The organism is Pedobacter sp. Leaf194 (assembly GCF_001423945.1).
Taxonomy (GTDB): Bacteria; Bacteroidota; Bacteroidia; order Sphingobacteriales; family Sphingobacteriaceae; genus Pedobacter.
In genome coordinates, this window is sequence record NZ_LMPU01000008.1 from 257,276 (window position 1) to 272,414 (window position 15,139).

Genomic DNA, 15,139 nt, shown 5'->3' on the forward strand with positions numbered 1-15,139 from the left:
AATTAGTTTAGTTCTTCCTTAATACTTCCACAGGTGGGCATTTCATTACCAAGATATGGGTTTTGTATTTCTTTGGTCTCGCTAAGCCAGTTACCGCCTTTTCCATTATTGTACATCGGACAATTATCATAATAAAGCTTCTGACCTGCGCTGCCACCCGCCTTAACCAGATCGTAAATTTCCTGGCTTAAGGTTTCGAAGTGTTCCAGCTGGTGTTTGATGTTCCCTGCATTGGCTCCGATATGCTCAGCATGTTCTTTTACATCATCGGCGATATCGGTAAAGACTTTAGATTGTTCTGCACTTAGCGAAGCTTTGTCAACTACTGAGATGGCCTCAACCAGGCTTTTACCCGCCTGCACAGCAGTCTTATCGTCGTCTTTGGTTAATGCATTTTTCAAGCTTAGATATTCTGTTACAATCCTTTTTGTAGGGCTGACTGCTTCGACTGTTTTTGTGGTCGATCCTGTTTGTCCGGTATCAATTGCTTTACCGGTATTGCCAGTATCTTTAATCCCACCATTACAAGCGGAGAATAATAGCATGGCCAGTGCCATACCTAATATTGCTGTTTTCATATTTTTTAGATAGTAAGAAAGCCCCAAGCGAATAGCTTGGGGCAATAGACAATAGTTATTTTATAGTTTCAACCACATTTCCGCAGGTCAGCATGGCGCTGCCGTAATATGGATTCTTAACTGCTTTTTCGCTGCTTAGCCAATTACTTTTTTTCATTGGGCAATACATTTGGTAAACAGGTTCAGCCGATAATTTTGATGCTTTGGCCAGGGCGATCATACTGGTTGAAAGACCTGCAAAATGCCCACGCTCACTTTTAAGATCTTTGCTTTTGGCAAGTTTACCAGCATGTTCCAATAAGCCTTTCTTACTAGTTTCATCAATTACTTCCGCATCAGTGCTGTTTACTGCTTTAACAAATTCCTGGGATTTTGAGGCTGCAAGTTTTGCATCGCCACTTACTAAGGCATCTTTAATATTATAATATAAAGGAAGAAGCGCAACAGCTTGCGTTTGATGATTAGCATGGTCAGTTTGTGCAAATCCATATTGCACAAAGGAAGTTGCAATAATAGCAACCATTAGAAATATCTTTTTCATTTTGTTGATTTTAATAGAATAATTACTTAGCTGGAATGGTGAATACCATCAGAAAATGATCAAACTATTAAATCAAATTTGGAAACTTTGTATGGCAATACGTACGTCAGGAATTGGCGGACGGCAATGCCGGACAAAATAGGTATTAGGAACATTTACTGGAAAAGTAACCGCCTGACCAATTCGATAAACTGTCGAAGGCAAAAGAAAAAATGAAGAGGATAACAGACTATAATTAAACCCAGGTTGGGTCAGCTTATCGGCTTTTGTTATTTTGTCTACTTGTTCTTTGCAACAGTTATCTTTTTGACTTTTGGAGGCATGATGATCACCAGGGTTTTGATCATGACTATGTTTTGCATGATCATGATGTTTGCCGTTCTTGTGAATGTGCTTTACGGAACTAATAAATTTTTGGTCTTCGTGGTGCTTTGTATTAAAGCCCATATCCATCCCAACCGCACAGGCAAAGCCAACTAAGGTATTCAACAAGAATACAAAAGTTAAAAAGGCTGCTTTAAACTGTATGGATGAATTGATTTTCATTTATATGAAATAAAATTTTAATCTCTTACTAACTACAAAGATAGCTAATACTTCTATTGTTGAACTTACAAAATTCTCAAAAAAACTTATATAATTTACTTACAAAGTTGCAGCAATTAATATGAACTGATTATAGATAAATAATCTGCATCATATAGACTTAATAGGATAAAAACACGTTTATACTCTAATGAAGTTGATGGCCTACTTTCTTGTGGTGTATTTAATGTTTTTTTCCTCCATTTGAGGAGTGGCTAATTCTATGTCTTTTACAATAAAAGCAAGCTGCTGTGGAAAATTAGATTGTAAGCAAGGGGAGAACCAAAACCAGAAAAAGGGCTGTGTCATTGGTCTTTGTAATCGAATGCTTCCTTGCAACCAATGCGGTTTTATTAAAGCCCCGCAAACTTTCATTTCACAGCGATTTGCGATAATGGCAAATAAAATGATCTATCAAACCACTATGGGTACGACTTCTGACTATCCTGAAAACGGCTGGCACCCGCCTAAATTTTAATAATTCGTCTATTGACTGGTATAACCGATATACCTTAATTATTATTAAAATTTAAAAAAACAATCATGAAAAAGTTTCTTTTCATCACCATGGTGATGCTATTATCTATATTTTCTATTTCTTACGCCAACACTCCTTGCTGTAACAATAAGATGAACCATTGTACCGAAATGTGCTAAAACTTGCACTAAGCCCAACTGCATGGATTATTGCAGTAAGCAATGTAAGACAAATGGCCAATGTAGTAAGACCTGCAAATAATAAAAAAGCCGGGCTAACCCGGCTTTTTATACATTATATATTTACAATTTCATCTTTTGAATCCTTACGGCATTGAGTATCGCCAAAAGGGCAACCCCAACATCGGCAATAACCGCTTCCCAAAGGTTCGCAATCCCACCTGCTCCAAGGATCAAGACGATAACTTTTACGACCATAGCAATGGTTATATTTTGCCAAACGATCTGGCTCGTGATTTTACCAATTTTAATGGCCGTCGTAATTTTTGAAGGTTGATCATTTTGAATAACAATGTCCGCAGTTTCAATCGTGGCATCACTTCCAAGTCCACCCATTGCAATCCCTGCATCAGCCAAAGCAACTACAGGTGCATCATTAACCCCATCACCAACAAAAGCGATCCTGTTACCTGCATCTTTGAAACCCTGTACTTTTTCAACTTTTCCTTCGGGCAATAAATCCCCGAATGCCTGGTCAATGCCAAGGGCCTTAGCCACTTTATCTACAACAGCCTGTTTATCTCCGGATAACATTACCGTCTGGATCTTAAGATCGTGCATCTGCTGGATGGCTTGTTTAGCGTCTTCTTTTATTTCATCGGCAATGGTAATGTACCCTGCATATTTGTCATTCACGGCAATCACGACGATCGTATCAACAAGTGCATCTACGTCTGAGGGATAAGCAATGTTGAATTTTTTAAGCAGCTTTGCATTCCCCGCAAAAATTACTTTTCCTTCTATAGTTCCTTTTAAACCATGTCCTGATATTTCCTCAACATTTTCAGCTTTCAAACCTGCGGCTTTATCACCGGCATATTCTACAACGGCCTTTGCAATAGGGTGAGTAGAATTGGCTTCAATCGCAGAGGCTAGTCTGATCAGTTCATTTTGATCAAAGTCCTGGGTAATGACTTCCTGAACTTTAAATACTCCTTTAGTCAGGGTTCCGGTCTTGTCCATAATCACAGTATTGATTTTGGTCATCACATCCAAAAAGTTGGAACCCTTAAATAGTATCCCATTTCGTGATGCAAGGCCAATGCCACCAAAGTATCCCAGGGGTATAGAAACTACAAGTGCACAAGGGCAACTGATTACCAGAAAGACTAGCGCGCGATAAAACCATTGGTGAAAGTCGTAAGTCTCTACAAAAAGACAAGGGGCAAAGCAGACAATAAGCGCCAATGCAAAAACAATGGGCGTATAGATCTTTGCAAACCGGCTGATGAATAACTGCGTCTGCGATTTCCTAGCTGTTGCATCCTGTACCATCTCAAGGATCTTACTCAGCTTGCTGTCTTTGAATAAGGATTTGACCTGTACCTGGGATACTTTATCCAGGTTGATCATTCCGGCAAGCACCTGTTCACCTTTTCTCTTGGTGTCGGGTTTACTTTCTCCGGTCAGGGCTGCAGTATTAAAGGTTGCCGAGTCAGAATCAAGAATACCATCAAGGGCTACCTTTTCTCCTGATTTTACCTGAATCAGCTCATCCAAAACGATTTTCTTAGGGTCAATAACTTCAGGATTTCCGTTTCTAAGCACGGTAACCTGATCAGGTCTAATGTCCAGCAAAGCCTTAATACTTTTTTTAGCTTTATTGACAGCTGCATCCTGGAACCATTCTCCTATCGAGTAAAAAACCATTACGGCCACCCCTTCGCTGTATGAACCAATACTAAAAGCTCCGATTGTAGCCACACTCATTAGAAAGAATTCATTAAAGAAATCAAAGTGTTTCGCTTTTCTAAAAGCCATGCCCAGCACATTATACCCTGCCAGTAAAAAGGCAATGGCATAAATAATCAGGTTCAGGGGAAAGGCTGGCTGGAACTTAAACCCAAATTCCAGGGTTAGCATTACCAGTAGAATAAGCAAGGCCGTGAGTAGTGGCCAGTGGCTAAGAATGGTTTCTTCTTCCTCGACTTTGCTCAAATCCAGCACTTCTTCATCGTCTTCTTGCTCATCATCACTCAATGGATGTACTTCCTTACTGCTTTTTAACAGGGGATCCATATTTTCTTCTGTTTCTACAACTTTATTTTCCAGGTTATTATTATTTTCCATTTTGTTAGCCTTCTAATTCAGTAAACCATTCCTCAGCCTCTGCAATTCCTTTTTGCAACGCTTCATTTGAATCCATTCCATTATTTTTATATCCAGAAGCAAGGGCTAATGCCTTTTCCCTGACCTGTGGAGTTAATTCTTTCAACCGGTAATCATCGCCATTTATATTTTCCATCGTCATTTCTATCAAATTTACAGATCAATGAGCTGCAATTGTATTGCATTGATTTTTACATTCGCTGCAAATGCCTTTAACTACCAGGCTCATCTGCTGCCCCTGGTAACCTTCCGGCAATTTGACTTCCGGGATCTGGGTTTGAGGTAAACAGTAAGTCTCCTGGCAATTGGTGCAATAAAAATGTATGTGTAAATCATGGTGCCCATCAACGGTACAAGAGGGTTGACAAATCGCAAATTTCGCGGTACCACTTCCGTCTTCAATCCGGTGAACCAGTCCATGATCTTCAAATGTCTTTATGCTCCGGTATAAAGTAACCCGGTCTGTTCTATCCAGCGATACCTCCACATCAGTAAGACTAACTGCACTAGATTGTTTCAGCAAAAAGTCCAGCACCACTAAACGCATGGCAGTCGGATTGATCTTCTTTTCTAATAGAATATGCTCTAAGTCTTTCATCGCTATTCTTCCTCGGCGCCACCGGCTGATTTTGATTCCAGGTAAAAGGCGCCCTTTAAGGCAATCTTAGCATTTTCAGGCAAAGGATCTAACGGTTTGATTTCTATATAACCCAGTTCACTCACACCTGTGGTAACTTCCAATTTTTTGAAGGTTACATTTTTCTCTTTGCCGTTTTCTCCCGCTTCTTCGGTTACAATAAAAATGTATTGTTTGCCCTGGGAACGAACAACCGCGTCGACTGGAACAGCAGAAGTTAACTGACTACCTGTACTGATCAGCGCAGTGACGTACATGCCGGGTATCAAATTCTGATGTTCGCTGTTATTGATTACCGCGTGAACAACTACGCCTTTACTTTCATTCTCAAAGGACTTATTGATTCCGTTTATGGTGCCTGTAATCAATTTATTGTTTTGATTGGTCAATTGAAAAACCACTTTTTGCCCGACTTTTACCTGCATCAGGTCTTTTTCAAAAACGGTAAGGTCGCAATGAATCTTTGAATTGTCTACCACTTCCATGATAGATGTGCCTGGTTCAACAAAAGCACCTGTATTGGCGATAACATGTCCTACCGTCCCGCTGATTGGAGAAACAACAGGAAATTGAGAAACAATATTTCCATCGGAAACTTTCCCAGGACTTATGCCAAGTTGCCTCAGCTGGCTCTGGTAAGAAGTGAGACGGGAGCGTTCTGCATTGTAAGTAGCCTGGGAAGATTGAAAAGATTTTCCGGTACCGGCACCTGCTGCTTTTAACTGGGTCTGCCTTTCATATTCAGCCTGGATATAGGTAAAGTTATTTTTTGCAGCGAGGTAATCCTGCTGAATTTTAATCAGCTCCTGGTTTGCAATGGTAGCCAGAGTTTGCCCGCGTTTTACCTGTTGCCCTTCTAAAACATAAATGTGGTTAATGATTCCTCCTGAAAGAATGCTTACATCAGCCTTATTTTGTGGTGGTACGGCAAGCTGGCCATTGGCTTTTACAATGGCATCTAAGTTTTTCTTTTCGACCAGACCAATTTCTATTCCAACAGCATCCATTTGCTTTTGGTTGAGAGAAAGCCCTTCGGGCTTTTCTTCTGTTTCTGCAGATGCTTCTTTGGTATCAACTTCTTTTTTCTCTGAGGATCCCGAGCAAGATAAAAGCATGGCTACGCAGGAAATTACGACAATTGATCTATATATTTTTAAATGTAAGTTCATGGTTATTCTCCTTTAATAAATTGGATTTGAATGGCGGACTGGTTTAACTGGCTTAAGGCTTCTATGTAAGAAAGTCTGGTTTGGACTGCTGAGGAAACGTTTTGTATATATTCTATATAGCCAATCTCCCCAAGATCAAAGGATACCTGGGAAATCCTTAGTTGCTCGTCCGCTTGTTTAAGTCCCTGGTCCTGATAATAATTTACGGCCTGCAGGTATTGCTGGTAGTGCTGAACCTCCTGGCTATATTCCATCATTAATCTGGACTTTGTATTGAGCAGGTCAGTTTGTGCGATCTCTGAGGACAGCTGCTCAGACTTTACCCTTGCCCGATTTGCCCGATTAAAAATAGGCAGGGCAACACCAACCTGGATCCCGGCAATTCTGGTTCCAGGGAAGTAGTTCCTTGAAATGTCTGCAGGATTAAATCCGGAAATAAGGAGCTGCTGGCTGTATCCTAATGTAAAATCCGGCATTCCTTTGGATTTCTCTACTGCGATCCTTGCCTTGGCAACTTCTGCGCTCTGCAAGCCAGCACTAACCTGTGCATTCTTACTGAGGGCTAAGCTGTCTAAAGAAACGGGAAACACAAGTGGTTTGTCCTGGACAAAGACTAATGGAGCAGAAGTATTGAGCAACTGCTTTAAAATAGATTCATTGTTTGCTAAGTTTGCCAAAACTCCACGTTTTAAGGCCTGAACCTGTTGAAATTGGCTTCTTGCACTGATCAGTTCCAGGTTAGACGTCTCGCCGGTTTTAACCCGGACTTCCGCCTTGTTTACAAATCCCTTGTAAAGGCTGTCCTGAAAATTTAAAACTCGAAGGCTTTCCTGATTCAACAGATAAGCATACCAGGCCTCCCGAACTTCCCTGATAACTTCCGCTCTGGTAATGTTGCTGGTGCTACTGGCGAGAAGGGTTTGCTGACTGAGCAGCTTACGCTGGTTTTTGTATAGTCCTGGCCAGGCAATATTTTGAGTAATACCAATGGAATTATCCATGTTGCCTCCGCTGGTTGGATCCTGGGTAACCAGGATCTCGGTTTTAGAAAGGTCAGTTCCCGATCTTTGAAGGGCACGTGCCTGTTCCACCGATAGCCCGGCTGAGCGTAGTCGCAAATTATTTTTTACCGCCATAGAAATGGCACTGTCCAGAGTTAAAGGCAAACTGCTCTGCGCCTGTGCTTGATTTTGTTGTAAAAACATCAGACCACACACTACAAAAAGGATTACAACTGCCTTGGGTAACTTTGCTTTTGATAACTCTTTTCGGTTAAAGAGCAAATAAAGGCAGGGCAGGACAAAAAGTGTTAAAAAGGTCGCTGTAATGAGTCCCCCAATTACAACAGTTGCAAGTGGGCGCTGTACCTCTGCCCCTGCGCTGGTTGATAAGGCCATGGGCAGAAATCCTAAAGATGCAACTGAGGCGGTCATTAGCACGGGACGAAGCCTAGTCTTGGTACCCTCTAATACCCTTTGGTAAATATCATCAACCCCTTCTTCTTTCAATTGGTTAAAATAGCCGATTAAAACGATCCCGTTTAACACAGCAACACCAAACAGGGCAATAAAGCCAACACCTGCTGAAATACTAAATGGAAGCCCGGTGATAATAAGGGCAGCAATTCCACCCATGGAGGCCAGCGGTACCGCCGTAAAAATTAATAGGCTTTCCTTTACAGAACGGAAAGTAACATATAAAAGAACCAGGATAAATAACAGGGCTGCAGGAACGGCAATAGCCAGTCGGCCTTTAGCAGCCTGCAGGTTTTGAAACTGCCCGCCGTAGGTAATATAGTAACCACTGGGAAGCTTAATCTCGGAATTCAGTTTTGATTGTATTTCCTTGACCGTAGTTTCTACATCTCGTCCCACCACGTTGAATCCAACATAGATCCTTCGTTTTCCATCCTCACGGGAAACCTGTGCAGGGGCATCTTTGAACCCTATATCAGCAATTTGACTTAAGGGCACTTTATTTCCTGAAGGAAGTGGTATCAGAAGGTTTTCTACGCCTGAAATGTTTTCCCTTAGGTTTCGGTCTAACCTAACTACCAAATCAAACCGTTTCTCTCCTTCAAACACAACCCCTGTAACACTTCCGGCAAAAGCGGTTTTCAAGATCATATTCAGATCACTTATATTCAGTCCATATTGGGCCATCTTATCCCTGTTATAAGCCACCTGAATTTGTGGAAGTCCGGAAACTTTTTCAATATAGGGCGTTGAAACTCCGGCAACAGGAGAAATCATCTTAGCGATCTTTTCGGCCTGGATAGCAAGTACATCAAGATCTTCTCCGTAAATTTTAATCGCTACGTCTTGACGGATCCCGGTCATCAGCTCATTAAAGCGCATCTGCATAGGCTGGGAGATTTCTACATTTATCCCTGGAATTTCACTTAATGCCTCTTCCATCTTTTCCATCATCTCTGATCTATTCTCTGCACTTTTCCATTCTCCTTTAGGTTTCATGGCCAGCATCATATCCCCCCTTTCCATTGGCATGGGATCAGTTGGAATCTCTGAACTCCCGATCCGCGTAACGGCCTGCTTGATTTCAGGAAATTTATCTTTTAGTAATTTTTCCGCTTTCCCAAAGGTCTTTACGACCTCTGATAGCGAAGTACCCTGCATCATTGAAATTTCGACAGTTAGATCTCCTTCTTCCAAGGTAGGAATAAACTCTCCGCCCATCCCTGAAAACAGCCATATAGAAACAGCAAAAAGAATAAAAACTGCAGTAACAACCATAACTTTTACTTTTAAAACTGCAACCAATGTCCGCTGGTATACCCTTTGCAAAAATTCAATAATCCGGTCTGAAATGTTGCGTTTGTAAGAAGTTTTCTTGCTTAAAAACAAGGCACTTGCCATAGGCACATAAGTCAAAGAAAGAATAAAGGCACCAAGGATTGCAAAAGCTACGGTTTGGGCCATTGGCCTAAACATTTTTCCTTCTATACCTATAAGAGATAATAAAGGCAGGTATACGATCAAAATAATAATCTGACCAAAAGCGGCTGACTTCATTAGCTTACTTGCGCTTTCAGTGACTTCTGTATCCATTTGATCCGAAGTCAACTTTTCGATTCCTTGCTTTTTGTATTTTCCAGTGGTAATATGGTGGACGACACTTTCTACAATGATTACTGCCCCATCTACAATTAATCCAAAATCTATTGCGCCTAAACTCATCAGGTTTCCTGATACGCCAAAGAGCTGCATCATCGAGAAGGCAAAAAGCATCGCTAGTGGAATAACCGAGGCGACGACAAGTCCGGCCCTGAGGTTACCTAAAAGCAGCACCAGTACAAACACCACAATCAAGGCACCTTCAAGTAAATTGCGTTTTACCGTATCAATGGCACGGCCAACCAGCTCTGTCCGGTCAATAAAAGGTTCAATCACTACCCCTTCCGGCAAAGATTTCTGAACCTGTACCATTCGGTCTTTTACGTTCTGGATGACTTCACTAAAATTTTCTCCTTTGAGCATCAGGGTCACACCGGCAACAACTTCCCCTTCACCGTTTCTTGTTACGGCTCCATAACGGGTGGCACTTCCAAACTGAACAGTTGCCACATCACGAATTAAGATCGGGGATCCGCTGGTATTCTTTACCACAATTTTACGGATATCGTCTAAGTTCTCAACCTGACCAAGCCCCCTGATAAAATAAGCATTGCTTTGCTGCTCAATATAAGAACCACCTGAATTTTCATTGTTTTTTTCAAGGGCTGTATATACATCAGGAATGGTTAGCCCTAAGGCATTCAGCTTGTCATTGTCAAGGGCAACCTCATACTGCTTCACGTATCCGCCCCATCCGCTAACTTCAGCAACGCCAATAGTACCTGCAAGCTGCGTCCGAACGAGCCAGTCCTGAATGGTACGAAGCTCCATGGCAGTATACTTTTTTTCATACCCTTTTTTAGCATGAATAACATACTGATAGATCTCTCCGAGCCCAGTGGTAATTGGAGCAAGCATAGGCTCACCTAATCCTTCAGGTATCGTATTCTCAGCTTCCTTTAGCTGTGCGTTGACCTGTGTCCTAGCCCAGTAGATGTCTACATTGTCACCAAATACCAAGGTAATAACAGAAATTCCTGACCTGGATATAGAGCGCTTTTCGATGATACCTGCAATATTGGCCATGGCAAGTTCAATTGGCGCAGTAATGAACTGCTCCACTTCCTGAGCACCAAGATTTGGGGATTGAGTGATAACTTGCACCTGATTATTGGTGATATCAGGTTGTGCATCCACCGGGAGGTGATAGGCTGAATAAACGCCTGCTAAAATCAGCAATAACGTCATAATTCCAATAGTCACCTTGTTCTTTATAGAGAACGAGATTATTTTTTCAAACATAAAAGTAAAAGATAATACGTAGTGAAATAGCCATTGTGATTCACAATTGGCAATAAATTAAATAAGACGTATTAACCTAACTGTGGGGGTTGCCAAATTGAGATAGTCTGGGAAAGAGTTTCCGGAGCAGTTAGCCCTGGATAGGTAGAATCAATAGCTTTTGTGAAAACGGTTAAAACCGCCTTGGAAGAGACCTGCCTAGCACTAGAGCAGCAGCTGCAGTTACAAAATGGCGGACAAGATTCCTGGTTGCACCGCTCACTTGGAGCATGGCTTTTTTGGATGATGACATGAGTTACTTGGGCAGCAACGTCCTCCCTGTCCTGACAAGGCAGGATAGTAAGAAGGGCACAGTATATGCTAAAAAGTAAAGCAAAATATTTCATCCAGTGCAAAGGTAGTAAAAATACTCATCTGATATCTAGCTTACTCATCCAGGGAGAGAGTAATAATAGGACTATATAGATGTTTATTCAAAATCAAAAAAGCTTTAATGCTTAATTTAGCATCATGGAAATTATAAGATCTTTATTCTTTTTTATTATAGCTGGAGTTTTTGAAATTGGAGGTGGCTATTTGATATGGCTATGGTTGAAAGAAGATAAACCATTCTGGTACGGAATATTAGGTGGGTTAATTCTTGCGCTTTACGGTATTGTTGCTACTTGGCAGACCGCTAATTTTGGACGGGTATATGCAACTTATGGAGGTGTGTTCATTGTTTTGGCTTTAATATGGGCATGGAAAATAGACGGATTTAAACCTGATAAATATGATATAATTGGTGCATCAGTTGCTCTAATAGGGGCTTGTATCATCATCTACGCTCCACGAAATTAAGTTCGATCATATTGACTTAAGAACTAGAGTAGGATTTACAGGAACCCTTTATATCAGAAACGCTTAATAATTTGCTGTTCTCAACTATATATCGTAATATTACAATATATATTATGGGACTTACAAAAACCGAAATGTTTACCTCCGAGCAGAACCAGCTTGCTCAGCTATTAAAAGCAATGGCTCACCCTGCCCGTATTGCTATTTTGCAAAGAATACTAGTTTCCAATACTTGTATATGTGGAGATCTTGTAGAAGAACTGGGTCTTGCCCAGGCTACAATATCTCAGCATTTAAGGGAATTAAAGTCTGTCGGAATTATCCAGGGTACCATCGAAGGGGTTAGCGTTTGCTACTGTATAAACCCGGAAACATGGAAATTGCTGGAAACCCAAATAGGTGCTTTCCTTGGATCATATAAGCTAGAAGCTAGCTGCTGCTAGCTTTTTTTAATAAAATCAATCGTTTAATTGCAATATAATAATACTTAAATCTTTAATTATGAAACTATCAGAAATAAAAGCCCACTTGGCGCAGGCTGAAAGCGTAAACTTTCAATTAGAAAACGGTACACCGGTTCCTGAACATTTCCATGTAACCGAAGTTGGTGTTGTTACAAAAGACTTTATTGATTGTGGCGGTACAGTACGTCATGAAAAAGTGGCCAACTTTCAACTTTGGGATGCCAACGATTTTGAGCATCGTTTGAAAGCAGGCAAGCTGCTAAACATTATATCACTTTCTGAAAAAGTATTAGGGATGGAAGATCTAGAAATCGAAGTGGAATACCAGGCTCAGACAATTGGTAAATACGACCTTGGTTACGATGGTAAAAACTTCTTACTAATTGCTAAGACAACAGCATGCCTTGCGCCGGAACTATGTGGTGTCCCTGAAGTAAAACAAAAAGTACAATTGCAGAATCTTGCTGCTTCCGGATCCACGTGTACACCAGGTGGCGGTTGCTGCTAAATAAATCATAACCATGTCTGCAAACAACTGCGCACCTATAGCCGAAAGAAGAAAATTAAGCTTTTTAGACCGGTACCTTACATTATGGATTTTTCTAGCGATGGGTATCGGTGTAGCTACCGGTTATTTTCTTCCGTCTTCCTCCGGATTCATCAATTCGTTTTCCAGCGGAACCACAAACATCCCTTTAGCTATCGGACTGATCTTAATGATGTATCCGCCACTAGCCAAGGTGAAATATGAAAAGATGGTACAAGTGTTTAAAGACACTAAAGTCTTAAGCGTATCCCTGGTTCTGAATTGGGTAATTGGCCCACTTCTAATGTTTTTTTTAGCAATCACTTTTCTAAGAGATTATCCGGAATATATGGTTGGGCTGATCCTTATTGGCCTGGCACGATGTATTGCTATGGTGGTAGTCTGGAACGAGCTTGCAGAGGGTAATAGGGAATATGCAGCAGGTTTGATTGCGCTAAACAGTATCTTTCAGGTATTGCTCTACAGTGTATTTGCATATATCTTTATTACCGTTTTACCACCTTTCTTTGGTCTTAAAAGTCTTGAAGTAAACATTACTATTTCTGAGATTGCCAAAAGCGTAGGAATCTACCTGGGGCTTCCCTTTGCAATGGGGATCATCAGTAGGTACGGACTTATTAAACTGAAAGGTGAAGAGTGGTTTAATACGAAATTTATCCCTCTGATTTCTCCAATTACGCTTATCGCCTTACTATTTACAATTGTAATTATGTTTAGCCTGAAAGGAGAGCTCATTGTACAGATTCCTATGGATGTTGTGAGAATTGCTATACCCCTTATTATTTATTTCTCGATCATGTTTGTGATCAGCTTTTTTGCTGGCCGTTACTTCGGTGCAGACTATTCAAGAAGTACATCAATTGCTTTTACGGCAACAGGAAACAATTTTGAACTGGCCATAGCGGTTGCTATTGGTGTTTTCGGAATCAATTCGGGACAGGCATTTGCCGGTGTTATCGGCCCTTTAGTAGAAGTTCCTGCACTGATCGCTCTGGTCAACCTCGCTTTTTACTTCCGCAAAAAATACTATCCAACAAAGACCTTAAACACCATACAATAATGAGAATTGCACTTTTTTCAGATATCCATGCAAATCTTCCTGCCCTGGAAGCCTTTTTCAAAGACGTTGAAACCAGAAATACGGACGCAATTTATTGCCTTGGAGATTTAGTTGGATATAACATCTGGCCAAACGAGGTAATCGATAAAATTCGCAGACGAGGCATACCAACTATCGCAGGAAATTATGACTGGGGCATTGGCAGGTCTAGCGATGATTGCGGTTGTGCCTATAAAACAGATGAAGAAAAAGCATTAGGTAAGGTTTCTATCTCCTACACCAATGAAGTGGTAAAGGACGAGCAGCGTGCTTATTTAAGAACCCTTCCTGCTCATATTAGACTGGAATACCAGTTGAACCATGATAAGCGCAATATTCTTTTTGTACACGGTAGTCCCCGTAAGGTAAATGAATACCTTTTTGAAGACCGTGATGAAAAAAGCATGCTCCGGATCATGGAACAGGCAGATGCAGATATTATGTGTTTTGGCCATACCCATAAGCCTTATCACCGGATTTTAAACTCGGGGAATGAAGGTGGAGATCATTTCAGGCATGCCATTAATATTGGCTCAGTAGGTAAACCAAAAGATAGCGACCCAAGGGGTGGTTATGTTATTTTAACCATCAACCCTGATAGTAGAGTAACCGACAAAGAAAGCATTAAAGTGGAGTTTATTCGCTTTGACTATGACATAGAAAAGGCAGCTAAAGCCGTAGAGAATAGTCCACTTCCAAATGAATACGCTGATATGTTAAGACTAGGATAGCATATGAAAATTGCACTTTTTTCAGATATACACGCCAATCTACCGGCATTTAAAGCAATGCTAGACGATATGGATGACCAAAAACCCGATGCTGCTTATTGTCTCGGTGATTTGGTGGGATACCACATTTATCCAAACGAAGTTATCCAGGAGATCCGTAGACGTGGAATCGGAACTTTAAAAGGCAATCATGATCAGAAGGTTGAAAAATTAATCACAACCCCAAATAGTCTCCAGGAGCCAGGTAAAAATTACGCTTATCATTTAATCAGCCAGGATAACAGAGATTACCTGAAGACACTGCCTGCGCACATTAAATTGGAATATAAGCTACAATCCGAAACACTCAATCTTGTTTTTGCGCATGGCAGCACTAGAAGTATAGATGAATATATTTTAATAGATACGGATGAAAAGTATGTTTTAGATATGATGCAGGAAGCAGGTGCAGACATGCTCTTTGTTGGTCATTCTCATAAGCCTTACCATCGTATTTTAAAGGATAATGATAATAAGTTCAATCATGTAGTTAACCTCGGGTCGGTAGGAAAGCCTAAAGACGGAGATCCAAGAGGCTGCTATGTGATAATTACCATTGCTTCGGACAGCTCTATATCAGATAAAAATAGCATACAGGTAGAATTTAGAAGGTTTGATTATGATGTCGAATCCTCAGCAAAAATGATTGAAAATAGCCTGTTGCCAAGTGAATTTGCAGATGGATTGCGACTAGCCAAATAAATCAC

Annotated in this window: 15 protein-coding genes; 6 read left to right on the forward strand and 9 right to left on the reverse strand. The window is 40.9% G+C overall.

What is annotated here, in order from left to right; genetic code table 11:
• Positions 1-2 precede the first annotated feature (2 nt).
• The 9 genes from ASG14_RS08760 to ASG14_RS20690 form a co-directional block, all read right to left on the reverse strand.
• Positions 3-578: a DUF3347 domain-containing protein gene (locus ASG14_RS08760; protein WP_082491484.1), complete on the reverse strand. Its 576-nt coding sequence runs from the start codon at positions 576-578 to the stop codon at positions 3-5.
• A gap of 55 nt (positions 579-633) precedes the next feature.
• The gene (locus ASG14_RS08765; RefSeq protein ID WP_235528543.1) at positions 634-1,119 is read right to left on the reverse strand and encodes a DUF3347 domain-containing protein; all 486 of its coding nucleotides are present in this window, start codon (positions 1,117-1,119) and stop codon (positions 634-636) included.
• A gap of 72 nt (positions 1,120-1,191) precedes the next feature.
• A complete protein-coding gene (locus ASG14_RS08770) occupies positions 1,192-1,665 on the reverse strand; it encodes a hypothetical protein (protein WP_056870682.1) in 474 nt (157 codons plus the stop codon).
• Positions 1,666-2,484: 819 nt separating this feature from the next.
• A complete protein-coding gene (locus ASG14_RS08780) occupies positions 2,485-4,491 on the reverse strand; it encodes a heavy metal translocating P-type ATPase (RefSeq protein ID WP_235528544.1) in 2,007 nt (668 codons plus the stop codon).
• A 4-nt stretch (positions 4,492-4,495) separates the two neighbouring features.
• On the reverse strand, positions 4,496-4,666 hold the full coding sequence (locus tag ASG14_RS20245; protein ID WP_157274884.1) for a hypothetical protein: 171 nt from the start codon (positions 4,664-4,666) through the stop codon (positions 4,496-4,498).
• 24 nt (positions 4,667-4,690) lie between these two features.
• Entirely contained in the window at positions 4,691-5,077 is a 387-nt protein-coding gene (locus ASG14_RS08785) for a Fur family transcriptional regulator (protein WP_235528545.1), read from the reverse strand.
• Between the two features lie 53 nt (positions 5,078-5,130).
• Positions 5,131-6,336 carry an efflux RND transporter periplasmic adaptor subunit gene (locus ASG14_RS08790; RefSeq protein WP_056870685.1) on the reverse strand — a complete coding sequence of 402 codons (1,206 nt, stop codon included), beginning with the start codon at positions 6,334-6,336 and terminating at the stop codon, positions 5,131-5,133.
• 2 nt (positions 6,337-6,338) lie between these two features.
• Complete coding sequence (locus tag ASG14_RS08795; protein ID WP_056870686.1) at positions 6,339-10,712, reverse strand: CusA/CzcA family heavy metal efflux RND transporter; 4,374 nt, start codon at positions 10,710-10,712, stop codon at positions 6,339-6,341.
• Positions 10,713-10,783: 71 nt separating this feature from the next.
• Positions 10,784-11,098 carry a DUF6660 family protein gene (locus tag ASG14_RS20690; protein WP_369817225.1) on the reverse strand — a complete coding sequence of 105 codons (315 nt, stop codon included), beginning with the start codon at positions 11,096-11,098 and terminating at the stop codon, positions 10,784-10,786.
• Positions 11,099-11,222: 124 nt separating this feature from the next.
• On the opposite strand from ASG14_RS20690, the gene ASG14_RS08800 reads away from it, so the two are divergent.
• The 6 genes from ASG14_RS08800 (at position 11,223) to ASG14_RS08825 (ending at position 15,134) form a co-directional block, all read left to right on the forward strand.
• Entirely contained in the window at positions 11,223-11,552 is a 330-nt protein-coding gene (locus ASG14_RS08800; RefSeq protein ID WP_056870687.1) for a YnfA family protein, read from the forward strand.
• A gap of 113 nt (positions 11,553-11,665) precedes the next feature.
• Positions 11,666-11,995, forward strand: coding sequence for a helix-turn-helix transcriptional regulator (locus tag ASG14_RS08805; RefSeq protein ID WP_056870688.1), 330 nt, complete (start codon positions 11,666-11,668; stop codon positions 11,993-11,995).
• A 58-nt stretch (positions 11,996-12,053) separates the two neighbouring features.
• A complete protein-coding gene (locus tag ASG14_RS08810; RefSeq protein WP_056870689.1) occupies positions 12,054-12,524 on the forward strand; it encodes a DUF6428 family protein in 471 nt (156 codons plus the stop codon).
• Positions 12,525-12,537: 13 nt separating this feature from the next.
• Complete coding sequence (gene arsB / locus ASG14_RS08815; RefSeq protein ID WP_056870690.1) at positions 12,538-13,623, forward strand: ACR3 family arsenite efflux transporter; 1,086 nt, start codon at positions 12,538-12,540, stop codon at positions 13,621-13,623.
• Positions 13,623-14,393 carry a metallophosphoesterase gene (locus tag ASG14_RS08820; RefSeq protein ID WP_056870691.1) on the forward strand — a complete coding sequence of 257 codons (771 nt, stop codon included), beginning with the start codon at positions 13,623-13,625 and terminating at the stop codon, positions 14,391-14,393. Before arsB ends, ASG14_RS08820 begins: the two co-directional genes overlap by 1 nt.
• Before the next feature lie 3 nt (positions 14,394-14,396).
• On the forward strand, positions 14,397-15,134 hold the full coding sequence (locus ASG14_RS08825) for a metallophosphoesterase (RefSeq protein ID WP_056870692.1): 738 nt from the start codon (positions 14,397-14,399) through the stop codon (positions 15,132-15,134).
• Positions 15,135-15,139 lie beyond the last annotated feature (5 nt).